The sequence below is a fragment of the Halorussus aquaticus genome (genome assembly GCF_024218795.1).
Taxonomy (GTDB): domain Archaea; phylum Halobacteriota; class Halobacteria; order Halobacteriales; family Haladaptataceae; genus Halorussus; species Halorussus aquaticus.
Genome location: NZ_CP100400.1, coordinates 87,351 through 114,036 on the forward strand (window position 1 = coordinate 87,351; position 26,686 = coordinate 114,036).

Sequence of the window (26,686 nt, forward strand, 5' to 3'; positions counted from 1 at the left end):
CGGTATCCCGGCCGAACGGCCGACTACCGAGAGAGGACGATTCGCGCGAGGACTAGCGCGGTCAGCGTCGGCGCGAGCGACAGCGCGCCGAACCCGCCGAGAACCGCCAGCAGTTCCCACGCGTAGAGCAGTCCCGCGCCGCCGACCAGCACCAACGAGAGCAGCAGTCCGACCGCGGCGCGCACCCACGGAAGCGTCCCCGGCCCGGCCCACACGACCGCGAACGCGTCCAGCGCGTCCGCGAGGACGACCGCGAGGAGGACCCACGACACCCTGACGCGGGTCGGCCGTGAGACCTTCTCCGGGGGGTCCGGAACCGGGAAGACGAGTCGGATGCGCTCGGGCAAGCGCATCTCCGGGAGGGACATCGGCGGGAGCGAGAGGCTGAATTTCGTCTCCTCGTCGCGCTCGCGGGGTCCTCGTTCGCGAGGCCGGGTCCGCCCGGCGTCCTCGTCTGCCATGGCGCGTGCTACGCGGTCGGGATTCAAAGACCTACTCGTCGGGGTCGTCTCGCCCGTCGCGCTCCTCGCCGTCGTCGAGGAGTCGCCCGACCACGTCCACCGCCGAGTCGATGACCTCCTCGGGCGACCGAGTGGCGTCGATGCGGACGAACCGCTCGGGTTCGGCGTCGACGAGTCGCTCGTAGTTCCGCTGGACCTGACTCAGGAACGCGGCCTGCTCGAACTTGTTGGTCGCGCCGCTCCGGGCCGCGCCCGTCTCGGGGTCCACCTCGAAGTAGAGGGTCGCGTCGGGCGGTCGGGTCCACGGCTGGTGGACGCCGCGGATGTACTCCAGCGGGCGCTTGACGTGGTCCTCGATGCTGACCGCCTGATACGCGTACCGCGAGTCGGAGTAGCGGTCGGAGACGACGACTTTCCCGTCTTCGAGCGCGGGCCTGACCGTCTCCGAGAGGTGGGCGGCGTGGTCCGCGGTGTAGAGGAACAGTTCCGCCAGCGAGTCGGCGTCGTCGTCCGAGACCGAGCGGTTCACCGCCTCGCCGTACCACGTCTCGGTCGGTTCGCGGGTGAAGACGAACTCGGGGAACTCCTCGCGCAGCACTTCCCAGACCGTCGTCTTCCCGCTCCCGTCGAGACCCTCCAAGGTAATCAGCATACTCGGAGGTGGTTTCGGCTCGGTATAAAGACCTGCGGGTCGGCAGCGGAACGACCCGCCGTAGCAGGTACTTTTAATTCCCGTCGATACGTATCCCGTACATGAACATTCTCGTCGCCGGAGGAACCGGATTCATCGGTACGCGCCTCGTGCGAGCGTTAGACGACGACGGCCACGACGTGACCGCTCTGGCGCGGGACCCGAGCGAGGCGGACTTCCCCGCGGGCGTCGAGCGCGTCCGCGGCGACGTGACCGCCTACGACTCCATCGAGGGGGCTTTCGAGGGACAAGACGTCGTAGTCAATCTCGTCGCGCTCTCGCCGCTGTTCCAACCGTCGCGCGGGCAGTCCCACAAGCGGGTCCACCTCGGCGGCACGGAGAACGTCGTGACGGCGGCCCAGAACCACGACGTGCGCAAAATCGTCCAGATGAGCGCCCTCGGGGCGGACCCGACCGGTTCGACGGAGTATCTCCGCACGAAGGGGCAGGCCGAACAGGTCGTCCGCGACTCGGGTCTGGCGTTCACCATCTTCCGGCCCTCCGTCGTCTTCGGCGAGGGCGGGGAGTTCGTCTCGTTCACGAAGAAACTGAGTACGCCCTACGTCACTCCGCTCCCCGGCGGCGGGGCCACTCGGTTCCAGCCGATTTGGGTGGGCGACCTCGCACCGATACTCGCCGCGGGCGTCGAGGAGGAACGCGACGGCGAAGTCTACGAAATCGGCGGTCCGCAGGTGCTCTCGCTGGGGGACGTGACGAAACTCGTCTACCGGGCAGAGGGGAAACCGGCGACCGTCGTGCCGATTCCGATGCCGCTGGTGAAGGTCGGCCTGAGCGCGGCCGAGTTCGTCCCGTTCGTCCCCTTCGGTGCCGACCAGTTCCGGTCGCTGCGACTCGACAACACCGTCTCTCGAAACGACATCGACGCGTTCGGTGTGGACGAGGGTGACTTGACCACGCTGTCGTCGTATCTCGGTCTCTCGGAGTGACAGTAGTCAGGTCTCCCCCCGCGGGACGGTCCGTCGAAGACCCTAAAAACCGCGGAAACGCCCGTCTGACGGACGTCTGACGGGGGCGCACTCCCTGCTGTTTTCGGACACGTCCCTCGGCGGACAAACTTAAAGAGACATGTTCGACATCTGGTGCTGATTCACCCATTTAGGAAACATCGCGTTACCGTCTTGCGATTTTGCGTAACGAGCCGTTTCTCCATTCTGTGGAACGGACCAAAAGGATTATCACCCCTTCGTGGTTGTATTTCTCCCAACGGAGTACGGTCCGGAAAATGAAGCTTGCAATGATTGGTTTCGGGCAGGCCGGTGGGAAAATCGTGGACAAGTTCCTGGAGTACGACCAGCGAACTGGAAGCGAAATAGTGCGGTCGGCGGTCGCGGTCAACTCCGCGAAGGCCGACCTCATGGGACTCGACAAGGTCCCCCAGGACAATCGTGTCCTCATCGGTCAGTCCCGAGTAAAGGGTCACGGCGTCGGAGCGGACAACGAACTCGGCGCGGAAATCGCCGAGGAGGACATCGACGAGATTCAGGGAGCCATCGACAACATCCCGGTTCACGAAGTCGATGCGTTTCTCATCGTCGCGGGGATGGGTGGTGGCACTGGTTCCGGTGGCGCTCCCGTTCTCGCGAAGCACCTCAAACGAATCTACACCGAACCGGTGTACGGTCTCGGCATCCTGCCCGGCGGCGACGAGGGCGGGATCTACACGCTGAACGCCGCGCGGTCGTTCCAGACGTTCGTCCGCGAGGTGGACAACCTGATGGTGTTCGACAACGACGCGTGGCGACAGTCGGGCGAGTCCATCGAGAGCGGGTACGCGGAGATAAACGAGGAGATAGTCCGGCGGTTCGGCATCCTCTTCGGCGCCGGCGAAGTCGGCGGTAACGACGAAGTCGCAGAGAGCGTCGTGGACTCCAGCGAGATCATCAACACGCTCGCCGGAGGCGGCGTCTCGACCATCGGCTACGCCGCCGAGGAAGTCGAGACCGAAGACTCCTCCAGCGGTCTGCTCTCGCGGTTCACCGGCGGCGACGAGGACACCCAGACCGACACCGCGAACACCACGAACCGCATCACCAGCCTCGTCCGGAAGGCCGCGCTCGGCCGACTCACCCTCCCCTGCGAAATCGAGGGAACCGAGCGCGCGCTGCTGGTCCTGAGCGGTCCGCCTCGACACCTCAATCGGAAGGGAATAGAGCGCGGTCGGAAGTGGCTCGAGGAGCAGACCGGGTCGATGGAAGTCCGCGGTGGCGACTACCCCGTTAGCGACTCCCAGTACGTCGCCAGCGTGGTCCTCCTGTCGGGCGTCAACAACGTCCCGCGCATCAAGGAGCTACAGGAGATCGCCATCGAGGCCCAGGAGAACATCGACGAGATTCAGGAGGAGAGCGAGGAGAACTTGGAGGAACTTGTGGAGGACGACGACGATGAACTCGAACCACTGTTCTAAACTACTCGCGCTGTTGTTCGCCACGACGCTGGTCGTCTCGGCGGTCGGTCCCGCCGCGGCGATGTCGGCCTCGGCCAGCGGCGCGCCCGACGAGAAGAAGGTCGGCGAGGACGTGAAATCGACGTTCACGGTCACCAAGCCGTTCAGCGAGTACGACACGTGGACGTTGAACGCGACCACCGAACTGAAAGACGTGACGTGGACCGTCCAACTGTACGACCAAGGCGGGTCGAAAATCAACCAGAAGTCCTACGACGGCCAGTCGTTCGACCACGCGCTGAAGAAGAGCGACGCCTACGAGGTGAAGGTCGTCGTGAAGGGGACCGTGCCCGAGGTCGGGAACTTCACCTACGACCCCGCGCAGAAACTGGTGCTGGCCGAACTGAATCAGGTTCGCGAGGGCGGAAGTAGCGAGTCCATCAAGACGTGGACGTTCCGACCGTACACCGAGAAGAGTCAGGAGGCGCGCGACGCCATCGACTCGGCTCAGAAGGCTATCGACGCCGCGGGAAGTTCCGGCGCGGACGTGTCGGGTGCCGAGGACACGCTCGAGAACGCCGTCTCGGCGTTCGACGCCGAGAACTTCGGCAACGCGGTGGACCTCGCCGACGAGGCCACCAAGAAAGCCGAAAGCTCCAAGCAGTCGAGCCAGCAGACCCAGATGCTGTTGTACGGCGCTGCCGGACTGCTCGCGCTGGTCGTCGTGGTCGGCGGTGCGCTCTGGTACCGTTCCAACCAGCAGGACGACTACGACAAACTGCGCTGACGCGGCCGCATTTTCCGGACCGGGATTTCGGGGGTTCACGCTTCGCGTCCGCGACGTTTTCCGCACCGAACGCTATTCCGTAGTCTCTTAAGCGAGGACGAGCGAGTTCCTACTCAGGATGCGAGTCGTTGTCCCGTACGCCGCGACCGACCCGAAGACGCGACTAGCCGACGCGCTGTCGGCCGACGAGCGGACGGCGTTCGCCGAGGCGATGCTGGCGGACGTGCTGGCCGCGGTTCGGGCGACCGGCCGCGAACCCGAACTCCTCGCCACCGCGCCGGTCGCTGCGGACGCGCCGGTGACGGTGGACGACCGACCGCTGACCGAGGCGGTCAACGCCGTACTGGCCGAGACCGACGAGGCGGTCGCTATCGTGATGGCCGACCTCGCGCTGGCGACGCCCGACGCGTTCGGGCAGTTGTTCGAGCGCGACGGCGGGGTCGTAATCGCGCCGGGCCGGGGCGGCGGGACGAACGCGCTGGTCGCGCGCCATCCGGAGTTCCGAGTGGACTACCACGGCACCTCGTTTCTCGACCACCTCGCGGCCGCCCAGGAGGTCGGTGCGGCGGTCGAAGTGGTCGATTCGCACCGACTGGCGACCGACGTGGACGAGCGCGCGGACTTGGCGGAGGTGCTGATTCACGGGGGAAGCGAGGCGCGACGCGCCTCGGCCACGCGAGCGGCGGAGCCGCGAGCGACGAGGAAGTCGTTGGAGTGGTTGCAATCGGCGGGGTTCTCGCTGGCGAGCGACGAGAGTCGCGTGGGCGTGGTTCGGGACGAGTAGTTCGGGAGCGGCGGTCTTTCCGGAGTAGCAACCGTTTTCAGCGCCGCGCGGGAACAACGGGACGATGATTCCGGGGGCCGACGAGTACGACGTTGCTATCACCTTCGACGAGACCGAGGTCCGGCGACTGCTCTCGGTCGAACCCGCGGACGTGGACGCCGCCGACGAACTCACCTTCGCGAAGAACGTCTTCGTCCCGCTGACGACCGCCTGCCGGTACACCTGCACCTACTGCACCTACTTCGACGCGCCCGGCGAGGCGTCGCTGCTCTCGCCCGAGGAGGTCCGGGACATCGTCCGGACGGGCGCGGACGCCGGGTGTACGGAGGCGCTGTTCACCTTCGGCGACGACCCCGACGACCGCTACGACCGGATTCACCACCAACTCGCGGAGTGGGGCCACGACTCGATTCACACGTATCTACGCGAGGTCTGCGAAATCGCGCTGGAGGAGGGCCTCCTGCCCCACAGCAACCCCGGCGACCAGACTCGCGAGCAGATGGAACTCGTCGCGGACGTGAACGCCTCGATGGGCGTGATGCTCGAAACCACCGCCGACGTGGACGCCCACGCCGGTCCCCGCGTCAAGAACCCCGGCCAGCGCCTCCACACCATCCGGACCGCGGGCGAACTCGGCGTCCCGTTCACCACCGGCATCCTCGTGGGCATCGGCGAGGACTGGCGCGACCGGGCCGAGAGCCTGCTGGCCATCCGCGAGATGCACGAGCGCTACGGCCACGTGCAGGAGGTCATCGTCCAGAACGTGGTGCCCAACGAGCGGTCGTCCTACGAGCGACCTTCTGTCGAGACCATGCGCCGGGTCGTGGCGATGGCCCGCGCCTGCCTCCCCGAGGAGGTGTCGGTGCAGGTCCCGCCCAACCTCTCGCCGACCCGCGACCTGCTCGACTGCGGCGTGGACGATTTAGGGGGGGTCTCGCCAATCACGGACGACCACATCAATCCGGAGTACAAGTGGCCCGCCCTGCAAGAGTTGGAGGACATCGCCGACGAGGCCGGGGTGCCCCTGCGCGAGCGCCTGCCGGTGTACCGGCGGTTTCTCGACGACGAATCGTGGGTCTCCGAGCGAGTCCGACGGACCATCGAGACCGACGGGCGGTACCGCGCCGTGGTCGACGACTGATTCGGTCGGGGCCGAACCGGACCGCACCCGAAGCGCCACGGGACCCGCTATCGCTCTTCGAACTCCAGCGCGAGCGGTCGGGCCAGTCGGCTAGCCCCGTCGCCGATTCTCTTCCGGATGGATTCCAGCGTTCCTCTCTCCGACGACGAGACGCAAAGCTCGCTCCCCTCACGGTCGACGACGCCGCGCTCCCGGAGCGCGTCGAGTGCACGGTCCACGGCCTCGTCGTCGGCGTCGAGCGCCTCGGACAACTCTCGCCGCGTTCGGGACTGCTCGGCGAGCGTCTCGTGGACACGCCGTGCGACGTACGTCCGGTACACCGTCTCGCCGTCGCGGGCGTCGTCGTCCGTGAGTCCGTCATAGCGTAGTCTTTGGACCGAATCGAGGAGAATCCACGCGCCGACGACGAGGAAGGCTCCGGGGAGCCAGTGGCTTCCGCCGTCAAACGCCAGAAGCGCGGCCCCCGAGACGAGCAGTACGACGGAGAATCCCAGCGCCCGAACGCCAGACTGGAGGCCGTAGGCGTCCTCCACGACCTCAGACAGGCCGACGATGGCCGCAGTGACGGCCGTAGTCACGAGCTGTGCGACCGACGCGTCGAACAGTACGTGTAGCGCCGCGAGCACCCCGCTGCTGAGCAGGAACGACCGAACCCGGACTCGCTCGCGGAGTCCGTCGAGGAGCGTCTCCGACATCGGTTCCACGTATTCGACCGACCCAGTTAACGTCTGTTGGTGTTCCAACAGGATTTCGGCGTCGGTCAGTCGACAACAGGTAGTCGGTCGGCTGACCGGACGACACCACTGGCGACTCCTCGACGTACGAACGCTCGCACGGAGAAGTCGGAACGAAGAGTCCGTATTCTCGTCTACAGTCTCACCAGTTCGACCACGAACGCCGCGTCTCGGGGGTCCTCGCCCTCGACGCGAACGTCGCCGCCGTACTGCTCTACGAGCGTGTCCACGAGGTAGAGACCGATGCCGGTGCCCGTGCTGTCGATGCCCTGTTCGCCCCGGCCGAAGATTGCCTCGCGCCGGTCGCTCGGAATCCCCGACCCGTTGTCGGCGATGCGAACCGTCACGGCGTCGTCGTCGGTCTCGACGCCGACTTCCACCCTCGGGTCGTCCGCGTCGTTGTGCTGGGCCGCGTTGTTGAGCAGGTTGCTGAACACCGACGAGAGCATGTTGTTCGCCCGAACCCGGACCTCGGGTATCTCGCCGTCCACGACGAAGGTGGCGTCGTCGTACGAGGTCCGGACCTTCCGGAGTTCGCTCTCGAGGACGCTGTCAGCGTCCACGGGTTCGAGGTCGGGGTCCTCCTCGCCCGTGATGGTCTCCAGCAGCGTCGAGACCGTCTCGGTGAGTTCGACCACGTGGCCGGTGTTCTCCAGCATCCGGTCGAGGTACTCCTCGTGGTCGTCGTCCTCGATTTCCTCTCGGAGGAGTTGGGCCATGCCCCGGACGACGTTCATGTCGTTGCGGATGTCGTGTTCGAGAATCTGGTTCAGGATGGCGAGTTGTTCGGTCCGGCGGGCGAGTTCCCGTTCGTTCTTCTTGCGCTCGATGGCGTACCGCATGGTGCGAACGAGGAGTTCGCCGTCGATTTCGCCCTTGATGAGGTAGTCCTGCGCGCCGCGCTGGACCGCGTCCACGCCGAACTGGCGGTCGTTCAGTCCGGTCAGCAGGACGATGGGGACCTCGCGGGTCTGGTCGAGGACCGAATCGAGGGTCGCCTCGCCGCCGCTGTCGGGCAACATCAGGTCGAGCAGGACGATGTCCACCGGTTCGGTTTCGAGTTGTTCGAGACCGTCTTCGAGGCGCTCCTCGTGGACGAGCGAGAGGTTCGGCGAGAGGTTGTCGCTGTCGTCCAGTATGTTGCCCTTCATCTGGAGCATCTCCTCGAAGAGGCGAGCGTCGCCCGGATTGTCCTCTATCAGCAGGACCGTCGTCTTGTCCTGTTCACTCATCGTTCGGGGGGAGTTTGACTATCGAGAGCCAGAACTGTTCTAGGTTCTGTGCGACTTCGATGAACTGGTCGATGTCCACCGGCTTGGTGATGTAGGCGTTGGCGTGTAACTCGTAGCTCTTCGCGATGTCCTCCTCGGCCTCCGAACTGGTCAGCACGACCACGGGGATGCGCCGGAGTTCGCGGTCCTCGTCTATCTCCTCGAGGACCTCCGTCCCGTCCTTGCGGGGGAGGTTCAGGTCGAGCAGGATGAGGTCCGGTTGGGGCGTGCCCTCGTACTCGCCCTCGCGGCGCAGGAACGCCATCGCCTCGACGCCGTCCTTGACCACGTGGAGGTTGTTCAGCACGTCGCCCTGTTTGAGCGCCTCCTTGGTCAGGCGCACGTCGCCGGGATTGTCCTCCACTAACAGAATCTCTATCGCCTCTCCGGGCGGGTCGCTATTCATCGCCGACACCTCCCGCCGCGAGGGTGAAGTAGAACGTGGAACCCTCGCCCACCTCGGATTCGAGCCAGATGTCGCCCTCGTGGCGGTCGAGTATCTTCTGACACATGGCGAGACCGATGCCGGTGCCGGAGTACTCGTCGTTGCCGTGAAGCCGCGAGAAGATGCGGAACACCTCGTCGGACTCGTCCTCGGGGATGCCGATGCCGTTGTCGCTCACCGAGAACACGTGGGTCTCGCCGTCGCGCTCGGCCGACACGTGAACTCGGGGCGTCTCCTCGTCGCAGTACTTGATGGCGTTGCTCACGAGGTTCTGGAGCAACACGACCATCTGGCTCTCGTCGCACACCGCGGCCGGGAGCGGGTCGTGGGTCACCTCGGCACCGCTCTCGTGAATCGCGACCTGCAGGTTGTCGGTCGCCTGATCGACGACCGACTCGAAGTCGGTCCGCTCGAACTCGCCGCCTCTGGAGTCCACCCGGGAGTACTTCAGGAGGTCGTTTATCATCTCCTTCATCCGGTTGGCTCCGTCCACCGCGTAGTCGATGAACTCCTGAGCGTCCTCGTCGAGGTCCTCCTTGTACCCGCGTTCGAGCAACTGCATGTAACTTGACACCATTCGGAGCGGTTCTTGGAGGTCGTGGGAGGTCACGTAGGCGAACTGCTCTAACTGGGCGTTCGACTCCTCCAGTTTCTCGACGGTCTCCTTCAGTTCTATCTCGGCCTCCTTGCGGTCGGTGATGTCGCGCGTGATGACCTGAAACGTCTCGCGCTCGCCCGGCAGGTCCACCGACGCGAAGACGTTGTGGAAGTACTTCCCATCGTACCCGTCCTCGAACCGTCTGGTCGTCCCGGTCTCGATGACCTCCCGACCGATTTCGAGTCGCCGCTCGGCCACGTCGTCCGGAACCACGTCGAACAGCGACTGGCCCGTCAGCGCCGTCGGCGTGGAGTCGAGCGTCTCCGCCATCGCGGCGTTCGCCATCACGAACTCTCCGTCTGCCTTTATCTGCGCGATGAGGTCCGGGGAGTTGTTCACCAGCAGTTCGTACTTCTGCTCGGTGCGGCGCTGTTCGACCGCGTTGTCTATCTGGTTCGCCAGTTTCTCGAACTGCTGTTCGCCTTCGTCCTTCTGGAAGTAGTGGGTAACGCCGGCGGCGACCGCTTCGCTCGCCACCGCCTCGCTTCCGGTGCCTGTCAACAGGATGAACGGCTGTTCGAAACCGCGCTCGCGCGCCGCTTCGAGGAACTCGATTCCGTTCGTCTCCGGCATCTGATAGTCAGTGACGACGCAGTCGACGTCCGCGGCGTCGAGGCGTTCCAACCCCTCGCGGGCGTCGTTCGCCTTCATCGTCGTCATGTCGTAGTCGGTCGCGAGCGTGTCGGCGACGACCTGCGCGTAGAAACTGCTGTCGTCGACGACTAACACCCTTATAGAGGTGTCCATGTGTCTGGCAGGTTCGTATCTACTTTCATAAGTGTACTGAACTCGCTCACAATCTTGTTTATCTTTGAACTGACGCGCCTGAATGGGCGAACACGGACTACTCGACGGTCTGACGGAACGTCGAGCGACCGAGGCGGGACGACTCTACCGCAGGTACCGCGTCTCTAGCTCCGGCAGTCGCTTCCGGACCGCGACGTAGACAACCGAGAGCGCCAGTCCGACTACCGTGAGCTGTCGCACCACCCCGTCGAACAGGAGCAGGCCCGGCAGCGAGAACAGGCCCACCAGCAGGAGGTCCTCGGGCGCGCCGTCGTAGCGAATCCAGCGCCGCGGCCGCACCCACCGCTTCGCGGGATGGACGTAGACGCCGCGGTCGTCGGTGGCCTCCCACGGTCGGAGTTCGAGACCGCCGCCCGCGGCGTCGGTGACGCAGTGGAGCGCGGCCGACAGCAGGAAGAACGCCGCGGCGAGCGCCGCGGAACCGCCGACGACGAGCGCCAGTGCGCTCGCGCCGAGAGCGGCGACCGAGTAGTAGACCGGGAAGTGGAGCGTCCGGCGGTGCTGGCCCGACAGCAGGTCGAGGTCCGGGAAGACCCCGCCAGCGAGTCCGGGCAGTGCGGCCACGGGCGCGAGTTCGGGCGCGACGACCGCGAGCGGGGCCGCCAGCGCGACCCCCATCGCGGCGTGGGTGGTGTTCATCATGCGTCGTCTCTCTCGGGGGTCGAGTTCAGTCGTCGGCGGGCGAGGTGTCCTCGGCGGCGGCCGCCGTCCCGTTCGCGTTCACCAGCGGCGTCCCGTCGGCGGCCGGACCCAGTTCGGGACCGAACGGCGGGTCCGAGGGGTCGACAACTCGCGTCTGTCGGTAGTCGGTCGAGCGCTCGACCGGTGTCCGGCCCACCGCGGTTATCATCTCGACGTACTCCGCGAACGAGCGGGCCTCGCCGAACTCGCCGCCCGCGCGCTTTGTTATCTCCTCGCTGAGGATGGTGCCCATGAAGTCGTTCGCGCCGCACGAGAGCATCTTGAGACCTTGCTCGTCGCCGTACTTCACCCACGACGACTGGACGTTCTCGACGTTGTCGAGGAACAGGCGGGAGACGGCTATCATCAGTTCGTCCTCGTGGGTCGTCGCGCCCGCGTCTATCATCCCGCGCTCGGCGAGGGGCGTGTTCGGGTGGACGAACGAGAGGGGGACGAACTCCGTGATGTTGTCGGTGCGGTCCTGCAGGTCCCGGATTCGTTTCAGGTGCCGGACGCGGTGGGCTTCGTTCTCCACGTGGCCGTACATGATAGTCGCGGTCGTGTCGAGTCCGACCGAGGCGGCGGCCTCCAAGGCCTCGACCCACTCGTCGGAGCCGATTTTGCCGGGGCAGATGACCGACCGGACTTCGTCCACCAGAATCTCGGCCGCGGTACCGGGCACGCTGTCGAGTCCGGCGTCCGCGAGGCGGCCGTACACCTCCTCGTAGGACCAGTCGGTGCCCCGGCGGGCGTGGTAGGCCTCCTCGGGCGTCATCGAGTGGAGGTGAATCCCCTCGACGTCCATCGCCTCCATCTGATCGACGTAGGTGCCGGGGTCGGTCTCGTAGGCCGCCGCGGGTTTGTAGTTCAGGTCGCCGCGCTCGCTCGATTCGAGGATTTCGACGTGGTCGTCGTCCAGCGCGAGCGCGGGGTGGAGACCGCTGACGGACGTGACCTCGTAGATGCCCGTCTCGCGGGCCGATTCGACGATTCTTCGCGACTCCTCGGGCGTCTTGGTGAACCCGGCGTGGTCGTCGTCGGACTCTTCTTCGAAGTGTTGTGCGGTGTCTTTGAAGTTACAGAACAGGCATCCGGTGTTGCACGCGGTCGTGACGTTGTTGTTGAGGTTGGCGACGAAGGTCACGTCGTCGCCGACCACCTCGGCCCGCCTCCGGTCGGCGGCCTCCAGCACGCGCTCCTTGCGGGCGAGGTCGATGCCCTCGCGGTCGGTGCCGGTGGTCAGCAACTCGATGCCGTCCGCGACCGTGAGGCGGTCGCCGTCGCTGGCCTTCGCCAGCGCGTTCTCGAACGACTGGTCGGTCTCCGGCACGCAGTCGAAGTCGAACTGCTCTCGCGGGACGTTCGTCCGGGCCGCGTCTTCCATCACTCCAGACGACGACCGGGAGCGATAAAAACCGACGGGTTACGGCAGAGCGTCGGTCTACGACGCCGCTTCGTCGGAAGCGACTCGCGGTGCCGCGGGTCGATGCGTGAAGATGCATACTTTCGCGGGTGACAGGTTCGAAAGTGCGCACGTGAATGGAAACGCCTTAGTCCGACCGAAGCAACCCCTCGCACATGACCGACAGCGACGGGGCACGCGTAAGTGGCGGCGCGACGCCGAGGTGGTTGCGGTGACGAGCGTCAAGGAGTTCCGCGTCGAGCGCGAACCGACCGCGAACACCCTCGGCCGGGGCGCGTTCGTCTTCACCGACGACTACTCGGTGTTCGACTGGGGGAAGATGCCCGACGAGATCCCCGACAAGGGCGCGAGTCTCTGTTCGATGGGCGCGTTCAACTTCGAACTGCTGGAGGACGAGGGCGTGCCGACCCACTACCGGGGAGTGGTCAGCGAGGCGCAGAGCGCCTCGGACGGTCGAGCGGGAGAACCGCGAGACGACCCCGACAGCGGTGACGTCGTCTCGCTCTCGGAGGCGGACGAACCGCCGACTGAGATGGCCATCGAACTGACGCAGGTTCCGGATTTACCACACGAGGGTCGGGACTACGACTACGACGCGTTCCACGCCGCGGCGGGCGACAACTACCTGATTCCGCTCGAAGTCGTCTTCCGCAACAGCGTCCCCGTGGGGTCGAGCCTCCGGAAGCGCACCACTCCGGCCGACCACGCTCTCGACTTCGAGGAGTGGCCCGAGGGCGTCGTCCAACTGGAGGAACCCATCGTGGAGTTCTCCACCAAGTACGAGGAGAGCGACCGCTACCTCTCGCGGGCCGAGGCCGACCGCATCGCCGGACTGGCCGACGTGACGGAACTGGAGGACGTCGCCCGCGAGGTGAACCGCGTCGTGACCGAACGGGCCGCGGAAGCCGAGTTAGTCCACGAAGACGGTAAAATCGAGTGCTGCTACTTCGACGGCGAGATTCGCGTCGCCGACGTGGTGGGGACCTTCGACGAGAACCGCTTCACCTTCCACGGCCAGCAGGTCAGCAAGGAGTTCGTGCGCCAGTACCACAAGCGCACCCAACCCGAGTGGGTCGAGGCAGTCGATGCGGCGAAGCGTGAGGCCGAGGAGCGCGACGTCGCCGACTGGAAGTCGCTGTGCGAGGAGTCGCCCGAACCGCTGGACGACGAGGTCGTCGCGGCCGCCCGCGACCTCTACGCCGCGGGGACCAACGCCTACGTCGGCCGCGAACTGTTCGACGCGCCCTCGCTGGAGGACGCGGTGGCCGAGGTCCGGGACCTCTGAACCGGTCGGGCGCACGCGATTTTCACGGTATAGAACGCCAACGGCAGCGATAGCTCTCGGCGGTTCGATGGTTTTCGGCGTCGAAGAGCAGGCGGTTCGGAACGTCAGTCGATACCGGGTCCGAACCTCAGTCGTCGGCGTTGGGCGGCGTGACGACGCTCTCGTCGGTGGGTTCGTCCGGCGTCAGTCGGTCGAGTTCCGGCCCCATCCCGAGCCTGTAGCCGTCCTCGTCCTCGCGCTCCTCGGCGGCGTTCTCGCGGAGTTCCGTCCGGCCGCGGTGGATGGTCAGGTCGTCGGCGAGGTGGAGTCGAACCGCCTCCAGCAGCACCTCGGCTTCGAGCGGTTGACCGCGCTCCTTGATGGTCTCGACGCTCGCGCCGTCCGGCACGTCGAACGCGCGTTGGGCGACGATGGGGCCTTGGTCGAGGTCTGTCGTCACGTAGTGGGCGGTCACCCCGGCGATGCGGACGCCCGCCTCCTTCGCCTGCCGGTAGGCCTTCGCGCCGGGGAACGCGGGCAGGAGGCTCGGGTGGACGTTGATGATGCGGCCCTCGTATCGGAAGACGACGTTCGGGCCGAGGATGCGCATGTAGCGCGCCAGCGCGACGAGGTCGGCGTCGTACTCCGCCAGCAGGTCGAGCAGTTCGTCCTCGTCGGGGTTGCCCTCGGCGTCGCCGACGTCGTGGAACGGAATCCCGTACTCCGTGGCGACCGGTTGGAGGTCCGGATGGTTGCCGATGACGACCGCGATTTCCGCGTCGAGGTCGCCGTCGGCCTCGGCCTCGCAGAGTCGCCGGAGGCAGTGGCTCTCCTTGGTCACGAGCACCGCGATGCGTCGGGTCTCGCGGTCGGCGGGGAACCGGACGTTCACGTCCACGCCGAGGTCCGCGCCGAGTTCGTCGAGGTCGGCCCGGAGGTCGGCCTTCGACCCGTCCATCCCCCGAGCGTCGACGCGCATCGTCATCCGGAAGAGGTCGTCGCGGACCGCTTGGTCGAGGTCCTCGATGTTGATTCCGCGTTCGAACAGCAGGGTGGTGACGCGCGCGACGAGTCCGGTGTCGTCGTCGCCGACGACGGTGATTTCGGTCAGTTCACGCTGGCTCATCGTACCACCTGCGCGGGGGACATTGTTGGCGGTTCTGAGGGGGTCTGGCGTAAAAAGGGACCGTTTCGGTGCAACATCCCCGGACAGTATGCACGTTCGTGGATTGACGGCGGAATCCGAAAGTGCTTTTGAGCATGGACGACCACCCTCACACGATGACCGCCTACACCGCCACGGTCACGGTTCGCCTGAAGGAGGGCGTCTTGGACCCCGAGGCAGAGACGACCAAAAAGGCGCTTCAGCGACTCGGCTTCGAGTTGGAGAGTCTCCGGTCGGCCGACCGGTTCGAACTCGACGTGGACGCCGAATCCACGGACGCCGCGGCCCAGCGCGCGGACGAGATGGCCGAGCGCCTGCTGGCGAATCCGACCATCCACGACTACGACGTCGAGGTCGAACCCCGAGAATGACGGGCGCAATCTCGACGACACCGACCGTCTGCCGACGCCACGGGAGGCGGTCGGCGTGACGGTCGCTATCTCGACGACACCGACTGTCTGCCGACGCCACAGGAGGCGGTCGGCGTGACGGTCGCTATCGTCCAATTCGGCGGTAGTAACTGCGACCGAGACGCCGAGCAAGCGCTCTCGCACCTCGGCATCGACGCCGAACTCGTCTGGCACGAGGACGGTCTCCCCGAGGACGTGTCCGGAATCATGCTGCCGGGCGGGTTCTCCTACGGCGACTACCTCCGGGCCGGAGCCATCGCCGCGAACAGTCCCGTCATGGCCGAAGTCCGAGACGCCGCCGAGTCCGGCACGCCCGTCCTCGGCGTCTGTAACGGCGCGCAAATCGGTTCGGAGTCGCGCCTGACCCCCGGCGCGTTCACGACGAACGCATCCGCGCGGTTCCAGTGCGAACGCGTCCACGTCCGGGTCGAGAACGCCGACACGCCGTGGACCGCCGACTACGACGAGGGCGAAGTCGTGGAGTTGCCCATCGCCCACGGCGAAGGCCGGTTCGAGGTCACCGACGACCACCTCGCCGACCTGAACGCCGACGACCGGATTCTCTTCCGGTACTGCGACGAGGCTGGCAACGTCACCGACGAGGCCAACCCCAACGGGTCGAAGGAGAACGTCGCGGGCGTCGCGGGCGAGACCGAGAACGTGGCGGTGCTGATGCCCCATCCCGAGCGGATCTCGCTCCCGGACATCGGCGGGACCGACGGTCAGGGCATTCTGCGCGGATTCGAGACCTGAAGCGTCGAGTACCGACTCGCTCCGGACGCGCGGGTCGAATCCTCTCTATCCTGACCTCTGCGTCGAACTCAGAACCTCGACCGTCGCTTCCGGTCCCTGCCGTAGGCGAACAGCAGCGCCCAGACGAGCACCACGACGACGACCCACCCGATTACGACCACGAGCGACCACGCCGAGAGCGGCCCTGCGGCGACCGTCATCGTTCTATCGAGACGGGCGTGTCGCTCGCGATCCACTGGTCGTCGGTCTCGTCGCTGTTCCGAATCTCGATCCAGCCGTTCGAACAGAAGATAGTTTCGTAGTCGCCCCATCCCTCGGACATTGTGTCCGACACACCGAGTCGGCGGCGTCCGGCGAACTCCCCGGGTCGCCGCGCGCCGCCCTCGATGTGCCACCCCCGGGCCAATCAGATGGCGACTGCGGACTTTGTTATCCGGTGAGTATCGCGGCGGTACGAGCGCCTTAGCCGCGCGAACGCCACGTTGAATCGAGTCCGCGCCCGCTTACCCTCGCGACAGGGACGATACGTCACCGTCTCGCGCGCTCTGCCGACCGTCCCCGCTCCGACAGAAGACACTTGTCGGACGACGACAATCTCCCCGCCGTGCCCTCCAGACGCGCGTTCCTCGCGGTCGGCGGGGCGGGTCTCGCCGCTTCGCTCTCCGGGTGTCTCTCGTCGGTTCCGCTCGCGGGCGGACCGCCCGAAGTCCGCGAGGAGTCCGACCCCCCCGACAGAGGCGTGCCCTCGGCCATCCACGACCTCTCCGCGAACGCGACGCGCGCGACGCTCGCGGTCGGCCGCGGGAGCCAACACCATCAGGTCTGGATCTGGAACGCGACCGGACGGAGTCGCGAGGTCACACTGGGAATCGGCGGCGCGCCCGACGAGGAGCCGTGGTTTCGGGAGCGCTACGCGCTCGACGCCGACGCGAACCTCGCTATCGACCTGCGCGAGAGCCGCAAATACGCGATTGCGGTCGAGGTCGGTGACCGCCAGAAAATCGTCGAAGTTCGGAAGTCCCAGTTCGACTGCAACGATTCGGCGACCGACGTGGCGATTCGGGACGACGAGATGGAGAGCCAGACGATTTCGACGGCGATGGGTTGTGGCGGTGGTTTCTAGACGTTCCCTCGGGAACCGATAACGGAACTCGAATCACGGACCGACAGTAGAACCCGAGTCACGGACCGGCCGCAGCACCGAACTCGCCGAACTACCGCGCCAGCGGGAGGCTGAAGCTCTTCTCGCGTTCCACGACTGCGTCCCACGTCGCCTCGCACTCGCAGGACACTTCCGCGAAGACGCTCGGGTCCTGGCGGATGTCGAAGTCCTTGATGGCCTTCTGAACCCGGTCGTCGCACTCGCCGCAGTTGTGGGGGCCGCGGTCCGACCCGTGACCCACGGGGTCCGAGACCACGATGGCGTCGGCGTCCGCGGTGTCTTCGAGGACTTCGGCGACCGACCAGAGCCACGGCGGGCGGTAGCCGTCCCGGAAGTAGAGTTCGTCCACCATGGTGTAGCGCTGGACGTTCGTCGGGTTCATCGAGACGGTGTGGGCGTACTCGGCGCACCGCCGGACCGAGGACTTCATGTCCTCGATGGCCTCGGATTCGGAGAGGAACGGCGGCTTCATCAGGAGGTAGGCCTTCACGCCCGCTCCGGCGGCCTCGGCGTGTTCGCTCGCCTCGATAAAGTCCTCGAAGTCGAAGTACTTGTTCACGCAGTCGTGGCGCACGCGGTCGGTCGCGGTTTCGAGACCGATGGCCACGTCGGTGTCGAGGCCCTGCTCGGTGAAGTCGGCCAGTTTCTCGCGGTCCACGAAGTCCGGGAGGCTCTCGACCACGATGCGCTCGCGGTCGGCGAACGTCTCGGCGATGGCCCGCCGGGTCTCCGCGCCGACCTCTCGCTCGTCGAGGAACGACCCGGAGGTGTAGATCTTGATGAGACCGGACTTCCCGTCGGCCTCGCCCGCCTCGATCTGCTCCTGTTCGTGGTCGAGACAGACGTCTATCTGGTCCATCAGCGCGTCGTGGGCGACGGACCCGCCCTCGACGGACTCGGCGACGTAGCCGCACATGGTACACCCGCCGGCGCGCGCCCACCGACACCCGCCGGTGTTGAGGATGATGGTGAGGCTCTGGTAGACGCCGCCGGGCGTGCGGTCCTCGTCTATCCAGACCCGCGTGGGTTCGTGGGGGTCGTACGTCTTATCTTTCTGGGCGCGGATGTCGCGCATCACCTTGTTGTGCGCGTCCATCCCCCGGCCCTGCTCGTAGACGTCCGGACTCGGCTTGCTCATTACCGGACGAGTAGCGGTCCGGCGCGTAAATCGGCTTCGGGTCCGACCGGGGGCATTTCGGGATAGCTCGGAATCTGACTGTCGTCCTCGACAATCTCGTCCGGCACGCGCTGGCGCGACACGGGGTCGCGCCCATGCGCGTGAGGGACGAGTAGCGCAGTGAAACGAGCAACGCAGGAGGCTGGGGAGGCCCGAGGCTGTCGCGGTGCTGTGCGGTTGCAGTGCGGTTACTCCTTTGCGTCGGCAGTAGCTAGCTTCTTTGTGTTTCGTCAAAACGAGCTAGCTACTGCCGACTCCTATGAGACCGCAACCTCGGTCCTCCCCAACCTCCTGCGCTTCTCGGTCGCTTCGCTCCCTCCGATGCTCGTCCTTCGCGCGTTACTCGCGCGCCAGAAAAGATAGTCAAAAGAAATCGTGAACCGACTCCGTGACTCGAACCAGCAGTCACACCTCTCGTTCTACCGTGCTCCCCGAAGAGGACCGACCCACGAACTCGACGCCGAGTCGCCAGACGAGAACCGCGACGAACGCCCCGACCCCGTCGGCGACCATGTCCGCGACCGAGAAGTGTCGCCGCGCGAGCGGGGCCTGCACGAACTCGATGCCGACGCCGTAGCCGACTGCCAGCAGGGCGGCGAGCGCGGCCACGACTGCGGGAGCGCGACCGGGGGCGAGCGCGCTCGCGAGCGCCCCGGCCAGCGCCGCGTAGGCGAGCGCGTGGAGCCACTTGTCGATGCCGAACACGCCGAGCGGCCCGAGCGACGGGAGACCCGACGACGGCGAGTCGAGGACCGAGGCGTAGAAGATTCCGGCGGCGACGAACGCGACGGCGAACCAGCGGAGCCAGTGGGGCGGCCGAACGTCGGCGAGGTTCATCGCGTGGGGATTGCCACGGCCGCGAGTAAAATGCGGCGGTCGGCGACGCCGTGACTGGCGTGTCGTTCACTGGCCGTAACTGGACGGCGTAACCGATACCGGTTACGGATACGAGGCAATGACTAACACGCTTGCGGCCCAATATAAGGATAGACCGTTACTATGACTGACCTCGGCGGATACCAAGACCACGTCGCCCGAATCGACCTGAGCGACGGCGCGGTAGATTACGAAGGCATCGACGACGAGGATGCCGAGAAGTATATCGGCGCGCGCGGACTCGGCGCGAAGTACGTCTTCGACCAAGGACCGGACGTCGACCCGCTCGGTCCGGACAACCTGCTCGCGTTCATGAACGGCCCGCTCACGGGAACTCAGACCGTGATGAGCGGGCGAATCGCGGTGTGTACCAAGTCGCCGCTCACGAACACCGTCACCGACTCCCACCACGGCGGGTGGTCCGGGGCGCGACTCAAGTGGGCCGGGTTCGACGGCCTGCTGTTCGAGGGCGAGGCAGAAGACCCCGTCTACGCCTTCGTCGAGGACGGCGAAGTCGAACTCCGCGACGCCTCCCACGTCTGGGGTTGGGGCGTCCACGACACCATCGACGAACTCGAAGACGAGTGCGAGGGGTCGTACGGCAAGAACCTCTCGGCGATGGCCATCGGACCCGGCGGCGAGAATCAGGTCCGGTACGCCTGCATCATGAACGAGGACGACCGCGCCTCGGGTCGGGGCGGCACCGGCGCTGTGATGGGGTCGAAGAACCTCAAGGCGGTCGTCGTCAAGTCCTCCACGAAGATGCCAAAGCCCGCCGACCAAGAGACGTTCCGAGAGGGCCACCAGCAGGCGATGCAGGTGATTCAGGAGTCGGACGTGACCGCGCCGAACGAGGGCGGCCTGTCGATGTACGGCACCAACGTCCTCATGAACCTGACCGAGGAGATGGACGGCCTGCCGACGCGCAACGCCCAGCACACGAGTACGAGCAGCGAGGCGGCGGCCGACCCCTCCGAACCCAACATCGACGCCGAGAACGTCTCGGGCGAGAACGTCCGGGAGAACATCCTCGTGGACGAACCCACCTGTCACTCCTGCCCCGTCGCGTGTAAGAAGGAGGTCGAGGTGCAGGTCCACCACAAGGGCGAGGACCACAACGTCCGGATGGAGTCCTACGAGTACGAGTCGGCGTGGGCGCTCGGCCCGAACTCGATGAACGACGACCGAGACAAGGTCGCCATGATGATAGACCGGTGCAACGACATGGGCGTGGACACCATCGACATGGGCAACACGATGGCCATGGCGATGGAGGCCTCCGAAGAGGGTTACCTCGACGAGGGCCTCGACTGGGGCGACGCCGACACCATGATAGAGATGATAGAGCGCGTCGCCAACCGCGAGGACGACCTCGCGGACCTGCTCGCGGAGGGGTCGATGCGCGCGTCCGAGGAACTCGGCGACGGCGACATGTCCCTCGACGTGAAGGGCCAGAGCATGGCGGCCTACGACCCGCGCGCCATGAAGGGGATGGCTATCGGCTACGCCACCTCGAACCGCGGGGCCTGCCACCTCCGGGGGTACACGCCCTCGGCCGAGATTCTGGGCATCCCGAACAAGGTGGACCCGAGCGAACCCGAGGGGAAGGGCGAACTCTGCGCCACGTTCCAAGACCTCCACGCCATCAGCGACTCGTTCGACATCTGCAAGTTCAACGCCTTCGCGGAGGGTATCGAGGAGTACGTCATGCAGTACAACGGCATGACGGGACTGGACGTGAGCGAGGAGGAACTCATGGAGGCGGGCGAGCGCATCTACAACCTCGAACGCTACTACAACAACCTCGTCGGGTTCGACGGGAGCGACGACGACCTTCCGGCCCGGTTCGTGGAGGGCAACGAGAAGGCCATCCCCGGAGAGGGCGGTTCCGAGGGTCAACTCGTGGAACTCGACCAACTCAAGGACGAGTACTACGAGGTCCGCGACTGGGAGGACGGCGTGGTCCCCGACGAGAAACTCGACGAACTCGGCATCGACGTCGGCCCCGGTACCGGCGTGAGTTCCGGCGGCGCGGCGGCCTCCGGCGACGACTGAACGCCGCTATCGCTTTTCTCGGGTAGCTTCGCGCCTTCATCAGTCTAAATAAGAGGATAGACACAGAATCGGATTAGGTTACACCGGTCGATTCGAGCACGCTCGTTATCGACAGTCCCTGGATGATCATGCTTGCGACGACAACACCAAACACCGCCGTTCTGAGCTGCCCTCCGAAGGGGATGGCCGGTCCGAGACTGAGCGCGCGAGCGATCGGTATCACGCCGTGCATTCCGCCCCAGATCATAACGTGCTGGTAGCTCACGGGAACGGGGTCCTCGATCACTTGGTTCAGGAGATTCATGATTCCGTAGATTACGCCGGCACGGACACCGATCAGGAGGACAAACGTAGTTAGCACGATTGGAAGAGTGCTGAGCACTTGCCTCGACGATACCTCGATGCCGATGGCGACGAACAGCATCGTTTCGAGTAGAAAGACGATGCTCTCCCAAATCCCCACCAGAAACTCCAGATTCTCCTCGGTCAGTGCGTACTCTTTGGAGAACGTCCCCAAGATGAGGCCCGTAACTACCGTGGCGAGAATTCCACTCACGTGGAGCACGTGTTCCGCGACGTAAAAACCCCCGTAGACCGCGATGAACGATATCATGAAGAGATTCGCTTGGTCGTTCGTCGCCCGTTGCATTCGGTACGTGGCGTATCCGATACCGATTCCGACGAGAGTTCCGCCGAGACTCACGGTGAGGAAATCGATCACGAACCCCCCAAACCGGTTTAACGAGAAGAGTCCGGTTCCGGTAAGTTCCGCTGGAGTAGCATCTCGTACGAGTGCTAACAACGCCGAGAACACGACGATCGACAGACCGTCATCGAGAAGGCTCTCTCCCTCGACGAGAACCGCCAGTCGTGGTGAAACTCCGGCGTCCTCGAACAGTGAGAGGACGGCAACGGGATCGATCGGATAGGCCATCGATCCGAACAGGAGCATGATCAACAGCGGCATTCCGAAGAGCTTCGCCCCGAGCCAGCCGATGGCTGTGATGGCGAGGGGGAGGCCCACGAGAACCGTTATTACAGTAATCAGCAAGTTTTGTCGGAATCTCTTGTGGTCGATCTCCGCGGCGCCGAGGAACACGATTGCAGGCAGAAATATGAAGAGAATCGCGTCGTGCGTAAAGAGGGGGTCGAGGCTGAACCCGAGGTACGTCTGAAGAGGAAAAACCGACAACGTGAACCCGACTGTGACGAGTAAAACGGTGTACGGGAGCAAGATTCGGTTTGCCAGAATTCGAACGCCGATAGCAATGGTGAAGGAGACAAGCACTCCCAAGACGACAGCGGTTGTTTCGACCATGGAAGTGTCTGAGCTCTACTGTATCACTGGAGTCTCGATTTGCATGAATGGCATGGCCAAGAAGGAACGGTAGAGACGCATCCGTAGTGGCCGACTGTTCTACGGGAATAGCTGTCCCAAAAAAGAGGAGGGGAGTCGATGCGGTCGACCTGCTATCGTTCGTTCATACCGCGCCACGAAATCGACCGCTACTGCTAACCGAGTTCCGCGCTAACACCGACCATGGAAATCCGAGAAGCCACCGACGACGACATCCCGACCATCCGGTCGGTCGCTCGCGACGCGTGGACGGAAGCCTACGCCGACACGGTTCCCGAATCGGTCGTCGAGAGCGCCGTCTCCGAGTGGTACGCCGAGGAGACGATGTCCCGAATCATCGCCGACGACGAGCAGGTGTGTCTGGTCGCCATCGACGACGGCGAGGCGTCCCGCGACTCGGAAGACGCGAGCGAGGAGCGGAGCGAACCGCGAGGCGACATCGTCGGGTTCTCGCACGGAGCGACCGATAACGGTGCGGGCGACGTACTCCGGCTGTACGTCCACCCCGACAGGTGGAACGAGGGCATCGGGACTGCCATGCTAGAGGCGATGGAGGAGCGACTCACCGCGATGGGCGCGGAGACGATTCAGGCGATGGTGTTGGCCGACAACGAGATGGGGAACGCCTTCTACGAGGACCACGGGTTCGAGAAGACCGACGAGGCGGAGACTCAACTCGACGGAGCGACCCGGACGGAGAACGTCTACGCCAAGGCGCACTGACCCGCGCCGAGGCGCACTCACCCGCGCCGAGGCGCACTCACCGGTCTCCGAGCGACCGCGCGCGATTCGATTCGGTCTTGTCGAATTATGAAATTTCGCGCGAGTCCGTGGCAAAAACTGCCTGTATTTTCGGCGGTAATATTTGCGAGACACAGATTCTTTCGGTGCATTACTCGGTCGAAGCAATGATGTGTCTCTGCGTCGGAGGTCCGATGGTTGTGTATGTCCTCCGAAAAATCGACTGCGGCCGACGACAGACGCTTCGAGACGCTCTCGGTGACCTACGGCGAAGAGCCGGACCTCTCGAACGGCGTGGGTGACGTGACCTCGCCGATTCACCTCGCCTCGACCTACACGGTCGAGGGCATCGACATGGACACCGCGCTCGAAGACCTCGACCCCGAGGCCGACGAGTTCCTCTACACTCGCCTCTCGAACCCGACCCGCCACGCCGTCGAGAAACGCATCGCCGCGCTCGAAGGCGGCGACCACGCGATGGCGTTCGCCTCCGGCACGAGCGCCGTCGTCTCGACCGTGATGGCCGCGGTCGAACCCGGCGACCACGTCGTCGCCTTCGAGGACCTCTACGGCGGGACGAACACGATGCTCAAGGAGTTGTTCCGCGACAGACTGAACGTCGCGGTGGACTTCGTGGACGCGACCGACCCCGAGAACGTTCGGGCCGCGACGACCGAGGAGACCGCCCTGCTGTGGATGGAGACCCCGACGAATCCCCTGCTCCGACTCTGTGACATCGAGGCGATGGCCGCCGTCGCCGACGAGTGCGACGCCCTGCTCGGGGTGGACAACACCTTCATGGGACCGTACTTCCAGCGGCCCCTCGAACTCGGCGCGGACGTGGTGGTCCACAGCACCACGAAGTACATCAACGGCCACAGCGACTCGCTGGGCGGTGTGGCCGTCCTCTCGGACGACGAGTACGCGCGGGAAATCGGGTTCCTCCAGCAGGTCGGGATGGGGAACGTGATGGCTCCGTTCGACGCCTACATGGTCCTGCGCGGGATGAAGACCCTGCCCCTGCGAATGGCCCAGCACGAGACGAACGCCGCGGAGGTCGCGGCCTACCTCGAATCCCACGACCGCGTCTCGGCGGTCCACTACCCCGGTCTCGACTCGCATCCCCAACACGACCTCGCCGACGACCAGATGGACGGCCACGGCGGCGTCCTCTCCTTCGAACTCGACGGCGGCCTCGACGCGGTCGAACGTTTCGTCGCCGCGCTGGAGGAGTTCACGCTCGCGGTCAGTCTCGGCGGAGTCGAGAGCCTCATCGAACATCCCGCGAGCATGACCCACTCACCACTCCCGGCCGAGGAGCGTGCGGAACTCGGAATCACCGACAGTCTGCTCCGGGTCTCCGTAGGTGTCGAACACCCCAAGGACCTCGTCGCCGACCTCGAACGCGGGTTCGAGGCGATGGTTGCGGGCGAGGGGTCGGCGACGGACGCCGAGGCCGACGCACCCGAGGCGAGTCCCGGCGACGACTAGCCCGCACGACGAAGGCGTCAGGCCGCGATAACGACCGCTTCGCGCACTTCCAGCGCGGTCTCGAACTCCTCGCGCCGGTCCTCGCGCTTGCCGACCCGGAGCAGTTGCTCGGCGTTCGCCCGGGCCACGGTCTCGTGTTCGCGCTCGGACCACCCGAGGTCCTCGCCGACCTCGGCCCAGAACCCCTCGGGGACGAGGAAGACCGTCCGCACGTCGTCCTCGTGGACTCGCTCGTACCGCCTGCGGAGGTCGTCGGCCCGCACTTCGACCTCCCGGCGGCCCTCGGCCACGAGGTCGGGGACGCGCTGGCCGCCGACGCTGGCCTTCGCCGCGGTCAGGACCAGTACCTGCCCCTCGATGGGATTCTCGGCCGTCATCGTCGCCAGTCGTTCGGTGGGAGCGCGCTCATCCGCCCGCCCGCATCGCCTTCTGGGAGAACTTCTCTATCAGTGGGTCCAGCGCGCTCTCCTCGCCCTCGAAGACGACCGTGACCTCGGTCAGCGTCACGGAGCGACCGATTTTCACCTTCTCCGAGGAGACGCTGGCCCGCCAGTCGTCGCCGACCACGTCGCCGTCGCCTTCCGGGTCGCCGCCTTCGATGGTCCCGCCGAGGTTCGAGAGGTACCGCCGGGCGAGTCGCTCGGAGATGCCCCGGAAGGACTTCTCGACCCGCATCATCCCTCCGCCGTCACGGCGTCGCTTCCGCCCGCGACCGGGGGGAAGACGCTCAGGGTGTCGCCGTCCGCGAGGCGGGTGTCCACGCCGTCGATGTGGACCACGTCCGTGCCGTTCTTCATCACGGACAACTGTGACCGGAGGTCGCCGTCCTCGAAGAGGTCGAGACCGTACTCGTCGGCGAGGTCCGTCAGCACGTCGCCGACGGTGGTCCCGTCGGGGTAGTCGCGTTCGAGGGTCTTCTGGCCGACCGTCTCGCGGAAGTTGGCGAAGAAGCGGAGTTCCAGCGTCATCTCATCGCCCCGGTCGGATGCCGTCGCTGACGATTCGGGCGTGACGCTCGCGGTCGATGCGCTCGCCGAGGTTCTCGTGGTCGTACAGTTGCTGCATCAGCGCCCCCATCAGGTCGCGCCACGCCATCGCGTAGATGGGCGACTGGCCCCACGCGCGCAACTCGGCCACGAAGTCGTCGTACTGCTCCCACCGGTTCTCGAACCGTTCGAGCGCGTCCACCACCGCGCCCGCGGCGTCGTCGTCGCCGTCGGCCTCCGCGATGGCGCTGTTGAGTCGGCGCTCCCACCCTTCGACCGCGCGTTCCATGTCTCGGGCGGCGTCCTCGCCGTCGGCCGGGAGCGATTCGACGATGGGGTCCGGCACGGAGAGCGTCAGTTCGTCCATGTCCGGCCCTTGGCCTTCGTGGCTCAAATAGCTACGGCCGCCGGAAGGGTTCTCCGTGGGCGCTCGGCGTCGTCGGTCTCCGCGGTCGCCCGCGACTCGACGGACAGGGGCCACCGACAGCCTCAGCCAGCACGTGGATCGAACGTGTTCGGACTGGACTATTCCGCGGTGGAGCGCGTCGCTCCGACTATGAACACCGACGCCAGAAGCGCCGAGGTGCCCGCTCGCGACTCCGAGACGACCGTCGAGGTCCGATGCACCGGCCACGTCCGGACCGAAGTCGGAGCGCCGAAACTGGAGTTCACCTTCGAGGGCGAGACGCTCCGGGAGTTCCTCGACGCGTTCTTCGCCGAGTACGACGTGAAGGACCTGCTGCTGGCCGAGACCGAGGCGGAGGCGTCCACGAGCGGGTGGGCCGAACCGCCCGAGGACCTCCCCGACACGTGGCGGAAGAACCCCGAGGGCGAGCAGACCCGGACCTACGCCCGCGTCACGGTCGGCGGCGAGTTCAACGAACACCTCTCGGGGCTGGACACCCGCCTCGCGGACGGCGACCGCGTCGGACTCATGTACCCGTTCATCTACTGCTGCTGAT

At 65.7% G+C, this 26,686-nt stretch carries 31 protein-coding genes; 13 read left to right on the top strand and 18 right to left on the bottom strand.

Annotation, left to right across the window (positions count from 1 at the left end; genetic code table 11):
- Window positions 1-23: 23 nt before the first annotated feature.
- Window positions 24-461, bottom strand: a complete 438-nt coding sequence (locus NGM06_RS00415) for a hypothetical protein (RefSeq protein WP_254268402.1) — start codon at window positions 459-461, stop codon at window positions 24-26.
- Between the two features lie 31 nt (window positions 462-492).
- Entirely contained in the window at window positions 493-1,113 is a 621-nt protein-coding gene (gene tmk / locus NGM06_RS00420) for a dTMP kinase (RefSeq protein ID WP_254268403.1), read from the bottom strand.
- A 101-nt stretch (window positions 1,114-1,214) separates the two neighbouring features.
- Between tmk and NGM06_RS00425 the strand changes: the two genes are divergently transcribed.
- The 5 genes from NGM06_RS00425 (at window position 1,215) to cofG (ending at window position 6,268) form a co-directional block, all read left to right on the top strand.
- On the top strand, window positions 1,215-2,099 hold the full coding sequence (locus tag NGM06_RS00425; RefSeq protein ID WP_254268404.1) for a complex I NDUFA9 subunit family protein: 885 nt from the start codon (window positions 1,215-1,217) through the stop codon (window positions 2,097-2,099).
- Between the two features lie 296 nt (window positions 2,100-2,395).
- Window positions 2,396-3,577, top strand: coding sequence for a tubulin/FtsZ family protein (locus NGM06_RS00430; RefSeq protein WP_254268405.1), 1,182 nt, complete (start codon window positions 2,396-2,398; stop codon window positions 3,575-3,577).
- Window positions 3,555-4,343 carry a DUF4398 domain-containing protein gene (locus tag NGM06_RS00435; RefSeq protein ID WP_254268406.1) on the top strand — a complete coding sequence of 263 codons (789 nt, stop codon included), beginning with the start codon at window positions 3,555-3,557 and terminating at the stop codon, window positions 4,341-4,343. Before NGM06_RS00430 ends, NGM06_RS00435 begins: the two co-directional genes overlap by 23 nt.
- Window positions 4,344-4,461: 118 nt before the next feature.
- Window positions 4,462-5,127, top strand: coding sequence for a 2-phospho-L-lactate guanylyltransferase (gene cofC / locus NGM06_RS00440; protein WP_254268407.1), 666 nt, complete (start codon window positions 4,462-4,464; stop codon window positions 5,125-5,127).
- Between the two features lie 64 nt (window positions 5,128-5,191).
- Window positions 5,192-6,268, top strand: a complete 1,077-nt coding sequence (gene cofG / locus NGM06_RS00445) for a 7,8-didemethyl-8-hydroxy-5-deazariboflavin synthase subunit CofG (protein ID WP_254268408.1) — start codon at window positions 5,192-5,194, stop codon at window positions 6,266-6,268.
- 47 nt (window positions 6,269-6,315) lie between these two features.
- Here the strand turns inward: cofG and NGM06_RS00450 are convergent, their stop codons facing one another.
- The 6 genes from NGM06_RS00450 to cofH all read right to left on the bottom strand — a co-directional run bounded on the left by NGM06_RS00450 (window position 6,316) and on the right by cofH (window position 12,248).
- A complete protein-coding gene (locus tag NGM06_RS00450) occupies window positions 6,316-6,963 on the bottom strand; it encodes an MFS transporter (RefSeq protein ID WP_254268409.1) in 648 nt (215 codons plus the stop codon).
- 173 nt (window positions 6,964-7,136) lie between these two features.
- Window positions 7,137-8,234, bottom strand: a complete 1,098-nt coding sequence (locus NGM06_RS00455) for a hybrid sensor histidine kinase/response regulator (RefSeq protein ID WP_254268410.1) — start codon at window positions 8,232-8,234, stop codon at window positions 7,137-7,139.
- Entirely contained in the window at window positions 8,227-8,679 is a 453-nt protein-coding gene (locus tag NGM06_RS00460) for a response regulator (protein ID WP_254268411.1), read from the bottom strand. The genes NGM06_RS00455 and NGM06_RS00460 overlap by 8 nt, the downstream gene beginning before the upstream one ends.
- A complete protein-coding gene (locus NGM06_RS00465) occupies window positions 8,672-10,123 on the bottom strand; it encodes a sensor histidine kinase (RefSeq protein ID WP_254268412.1) in 1,452 nt (483 codons plus the stop codon). Before NGM06_RS00465 ends, NGM06_RS00460 begins: the two co-directional genes overlap by 8 nt.
- 144 nt (window positions 10,124-10,267) lie before the next feature.
- On the bottom strand, window positions 10,268-10,825 hold the full coding sequence (locus tag NGM06_RS00470; RefSeq protein WP_254268413.1) for a metal-dependent hydrolase: 558 nt from the start codon (window positions 10,823-10,825) through the stop codon (window positions 10,268-10,270).
- Window positions 10,826-10,850: 25 nt separating this feature from the next.
- A complete protein-coding gene (gene cofH, locus NGM06_RS00475) occupies window positions 10,851-12,248 on the bottom strand; it encodes a 7,8-didemethyl-8-hydroxy-5-deazariboflavin synthase subunit CofH (RefSeq protein ID WP_254268414.1) in 1,398 nt (465 codons plus the stop codon).
- A gap of 250 nt (window positions 12,249-12,498) precedes the next feature.
- On the opposite strand from cofH, the gene NGM06_RS00480 reads away from it, so the two are divergent.
- Complete coding sequence (locus NGM06_RS00480; RefSeq protein WP_254268415.1) at window positions 12,499-13,572, top strand: phosphoribosylaminoimidazolesuccinocarboxamide synthase; 1,074 nt, start codon at window positions 12,499-12,501, stop codon at window positions 13,570-13,572.
- Window positions 13,573-13,699: 127 nt separating this feature from the next.
- Here NGM06_RS00480 and NGM06_RS00485 read toward each other — a convergent pair whose 3' ends face one another.
- Window positions 13,700-14,677, bottom strand: coding sequence for a formyltetrahydrofolate deformylase (locus tag NGM06_RS00485; RefSeq protein WP_254268416.1), 978 nt, complete (start codon window positions 14,675-14,677; stop codon window positions 13,700-13,702).
- 155 nt (window positions 14,678-14,832) lie between these two features.
- On the opposite strand from NGM06_RS00485, the gene purS reads away from it, so the two are divergent.
- A complete protein-coding gene (purS, locus tag NGM06_RS00490) occupies window positions 14,833-15,087 on the top strand; it encodes a phosphoribosylformylglycinamidine synthase subunit PurS (protein ID WP_254268417.1) in 255 nt (84 codons plus the stop codon).
- Window positions 15,088-15,201: 114 nt separating this feature from the next.
- The gene (purQ, locus tag NGM06_RS00495) at window positions 15,202-15,879 is read left to right on the top strand and encodes a phosphoribosylformylglycinamidine synthase I (protein WP_254268418.1); all 678 of its coding nucleotides are present in this window, start codon (window positions 15,202-15,204) and stop codon (window positions 15,877-15,879) included.
- A 68-nt stretch (window positions 15,880-15,947) separates the two neighbouring features.
- On the opposite strand, the gene NGM06_RS24090 is transcribed toward purQ, so the two are convergent.
- Window positions 15,948-16,079, bottom strand: coding sequence for a hypothetical protein (locus NGM06_RS24090; RefSeq protein WP_256567959.1), 132 nt, complete (start codon window positions 16,077-16,079; stop codon window positions 15,948-15,950).
- Entirely contained in the window at window positions 16,076-16,201 is a 126-nt protein-coding gene (locus tag NGM06_RS24095) for a hypothetical protein (protein WP_255457533.1), read from the bottom strand. The genes NGM06_RS24090 and NGM06_RS24095 overlap by 4 nt, the downstream gene beginning before the upstream one ends.
- A 282-nt stretch (window positions 16,202-16,483) precedes the next feature.
- Between NGM06_RS24095 and NGM06_RS00500 the strand changes: the two genes are divergently transcribed.
- Window positions 16,484-17,002, top strand: a complete 519-nt coding sequence (locus tag NGM06_RS00500; RefSeq protein WP_254268419.1) for a hypothetical protein — start codon at window positions 16,484-16,486, stop codon at window positions 17,000-17,002.
- A 91-nt stretch (window positions 17,003-17,093) separates the two neighbouring features.
- On the opposite strand, the gene NGM06_RS00505 is transcribed toward NGM06_RS00500, so the two are convergent.
- On the bottom strand, window positions 17,094-18,179 hold the full coding sequence (locus NGM06_RS00505) for an archaeosine biosynthesis radical SAM protein RaSEA (RefSeq protein ID WP_254268420.1): 1,086 nt from the start codon (window positions 18,177-18,179) through the stop codon (window positions 17,094-17,096).
- Window positions 18,180-18,623: 444 nt separating this feature from the next.
- A complete protein-coding gene (locus NGM06_RS00510) occupies window positions 18,624-19,055 on the bottom strand; it encodes a VanZ family protein (RefSeq protein ID WP_254268421.1) in 432 nt (143 codons plus the stop codon).
- Between the two features lie 162 nt (window positions 19,056-19,217).
- On the opposite strand from NGM06_RS00510, the gene NGM06_RS00515 reads away from it, so the two are divergent.
- Complete coding sequence (locus NGM06_RS00515; protein WP_254268422.1) at window positions 19,218-21,149, top strand: aldehyde ferredoxin oxidoreductase family protein; 1,932 nt, start codon at window positions 19,218-19,220, stop codon at window positions 21,147-21,149.
- 73 nt (window positions 21,150-21,222) lie between these two features.
- Here NGM06_RS00515 and NGM06_RS00520 read toward each other — a convergent pair whose 3' ends face one another.
- A complete protein-coding gene (locus tag NGM06_RS00520) occupies window positions 21,223-22,467 on the bottom strand; it encodes a cation:proton antiporter (RefSeq protein WP_254268423.1) in 1,245 nt (414 codons plus the stop codon).
- Window positions 22,468-22,689: 222 nt separating this feature from the next.
- On the opposite strand from NGM06_RS00520, the gene NGM06_RS00525 reads away from it, so the two are divergent.
- Together NGM06_RS00525 and NGM06_RS00530 are read left to right on the top strand one after the other, a co-directional pair.
- The gene (locus NGM06_RS00525) at window positions 22,690-23,229 is read left to right on the top strand and encodes a GNAT family N-acetyltransferase (protein WP_254268424.1); all 540 of its coding nucleotides are present in this window, start codon (window positions 22,690-22,692) and stop codon (window positions 23,227-23,229) included.
- A gap of 222 nt (window positions 23,230-23,451) precedes the next feature.
- Window positions 23,452-24,738, top strand: a complete 1,287-nt coding sequence (locus tag NGM06_RS00530; RefSeq protein ID WP_254268425.1) for a trans-sulfuration enzyme family protein — start codon at window positions 23,452-23,454, stop codon at window positions 24,736-24,738.
- Between the two features lie 17 nt (window positions 24,739-24,755).
- Here the strand turns inward: NGM06_RS00530 and NGM06_RS00535 are convergent, their stop codons facing one another.
- Genes NGM06_RS00535 through NGM06_RS00550 form a run of 4 tightly spaced genes read right to left on the bottom strand, consistent with a single transcriptional unit; the run spans window position 24,756 to window position 26,091 of the window.
- Window positions 24,756-25,115: a DUF8048 family protein gene (locus NGM06_RS00535; RefSeq protein ID WP_254268426.1), complete on the bottom strand. Its 360-nt coding sequence runs from the start codon at window positions 25,113-25,115 to the stop codon at window positions 24,756-24,758.
- A 28-nt stretch (window positions 25,116-25,143) separates the two neighbouring features.
- Complete coding sequence (locus NGM06_RS00540) at window positions 25,144-25,413, bottom strand: MoaD-like domain-containing protein (RefSeq protein ID WP_254268427.1); 270 nt, start codon at window positions 25,411-25,413, stop codon at window positions 25,144-25,146.
- Entirely contained in the window at window positions 25,413-25,706 is a 294-nt protein-coding gene (locus NGM06_RS00545) for a ubiquitin-like small modifier protein 1 (protein WP_254268428.1), read from the bottom strand. Before NGM06_RS00545 ends, NGM06_RS00540 begins: the two co-directional genes overlap by 1 nt.
- 1 nt (window position 25,707) lies before the next feature.
- Entirely contained in the window at window positions 25,708-26,091 is a 384-nt protein-coding gene (locus tag NGM06_RS00550; RefSeq protein ID WP_254268429.1) for a DUF7971 family protein, read from the bottom strand.
- Window positions 26,092-26,280: 189 nt separating this feature from the next.
- Between NGM06_RS00550 and NGM06_RS00555 the strand changes: the two genes are divergently transcribed.
- The gene (locus NGM06_RS00555) at window positions 26,281-26,685 is read left to right on the top strand and encodes a pterin cluster protein (RefSeq protein ID WP_368410500.1); all 405 of its coding nucleotides are present in this window, start codon (window positions 26,281-26,283) and stop codon (window positions 26,683-26,685) included.
- Window position 26,686: the final 1 nt, after the last annotated feature.

Coding starts and splice junctions, on each gene's coding strand:
- NGM06_RS00415 (WP_254268402.1), bottom strand. CDS start 461: ATGGCAGACGAGGACGCCGGGCGGACCCGGCCTCGCGAACGAGGACCC.
- tmk (WP_254268403.1), bottom strand. CDS start 1,113: ATGCTGATTACCTTGGAGGGTCTCGACGGGAGCGGGAAGACGACGGTC.
- NGM06_RS00425 (WP_254268404.1), top strand. CDS start 1,215: ATGAACATTCTCGTCGCCGGAGGAACCGGATTCATCGGTACGCGCCTC.
- NGM06_RS00430 (WP_254268405.1), top strand. CDS start 2,396: ATGAAGCTTGCAATGATTGGTTTCGGGCAGGCCGGTGGGAAAATCGTG.
- NGM06_RS00435 (WP_254268406.1), top strand. CDS start 3,555: ATGAACTCGAACCACTGTTCTAAACTACTCGCGCTGTTGTTCGCCACG.
- cofC (WP_254268407.1), top strand. CDS start 4,462: ATGCGAGTCGTTGTCCCGTACGCCGCGACCGACCCGAAGACGCGACTA.
- cofG (WP_254268408.1), top strand. CDS start 5,192: ATGATTCCGGGGGCCGACGAGTACGACGTTGCTATCACCTTCGACGAG.
- NGM06_RS00450 (WP_254268409.1), bottom strand. CDS start 6,963: ATGTCGGAGACGCTCCTCGACGGACTCCGCGAGCGAGTCCGGGTTCGG.
- NGM06_RS00455 (WP_254268410.1), bottom strand. CDS start 8,234: ATGAGTGAACAGGACAAGACGACGGTCCTGCTGATAGAGGACAATCCG.
- NGM06_RS00460 (WP_254268411.1), bottom strand. CDS start 8,679: ATGAATAGCGACCCGCCCGGAGAGGCGATAGAGATTCTGTTAGTGGAG.
- NGM06_RS00465 (WP_254268412.1), bottom strand. CDS start 10,123: ATGGACACCTCTATAAGGGTGTTAGTCGTCGACGACAGCAGTTTCTAC.
- NGM06_RS00470 (WP_254268413.1), bottom strand. CDS start 10,825: ATGATGAACACCACCCACGCCGCGATGGGGGTCGCGCTGGCGGCCCCG.
- cofH (WP_254268414.1), bottom strand. CDS start 12,248: ATGGAAGACGCGGCCCGGACGAACGTCCCGCGAGAGCAGTTCGACTTC.
- NGM06_RS00485 (WP_254268416.1), bottom strand. CDS start 14,677: ATGAGCCAGCGTGAACTGACCGAAATCACCGTCGTCGGCGACGACGAC.
- purS (WP_254268417.1), top strand. CDS start 14,833: ATGACCGCCTACACCGCCACGGTCACGGTTCGCCTGAAGGAGGGCGTC.
- NGM06_RS24090 (WP_256567959.1), bottom strand. CDS start 16,079: ATGACGGTCGCCGCAGGGCCGCTCTCGGCGTGGTCGCTCGTGGTCGTA.
- NGM06_RS24095 (WP_255457533.1), bottom strand. CDS start 16,201: ATGTCCGAGGGATGGGGCGACTACGAAACTATCTTCTGTTCGAACGGC.
- NGM06_RS00505 (WP_254268420.1), bottom strand. CDS start 18,179: ATGAGCAAGCCGAGTCCGGACGTCTACGAGCAGGGCCGGGGGATGGAC.
- NGM06_RS00510 (WP_254268421.1), bottom strand. CDS start 19,055: ATGAACCTCGCCGACGTTCGGCCGCCCCACTGGCTCCGCTGGTTCGCC.
- NGM06_RS00515 (WP_254268422.1), top strand. CDS start 19,218: ATGACTGACCTCGGCGGATACCAAGACCACGTCGCCCGAATCGACCTG.
- NGM06_RS00520 (WP_254268423.1), bottom strand. CDS start 22,467: ATGGTCGAAACAACCGCTGTCGTCTTGGGAGTGCTTGTCTCCTTCACC.
- NGM06_RS00525 (WP_254268424.1), top strand. CDS start 22,690: ATGGAAATCCGAGAAGCCACCGACGACGACATCCCGACCATCCGGTCG.
- NGM06_RS00530 (WP_254268425.1), top strand. CDS start 23,452: ATGTCCTCCGAAAAATCGACTGCGGCCGACGACAGACGCTTCGAGACG.
- NGM06_RS00535 (WP_254268426.1), bottom strand. CDS start 25,115: ATGACGGCCGAGAATCCCATCGAGGGGCAGGTACTGGTCCTGACCGCG.
- NGM06_RS00540 (WP_254268427.1), bottom strand. CDS start 25,413: ATGCGGGTCGAGAAGTCCTTCCGGGGCATCTCCGAGCGACTCGCCCGG.
- NGM06_RS00545 (WP_254268428.1), bottom strand. CDS start 25,706: ATGACGCTGGAACTCCGCTTCTTCGCCAACTTCCGCGAGACGGTCGGC.
- NGM06_RS00550 (WP_254268429.1), bottom strand. CDS start 26,091: ATGGACGAACTGACGCTCTCCGTGCCGGACCCCATCGTCGAATCGCTC.
- NGM06_RS00555 (WP_368410500.1), top strand. CDS start 26,281: ATGAACACCGACGCCAGAAGCGCCGAGGTGCCCGCTCGCGACTCCGAG.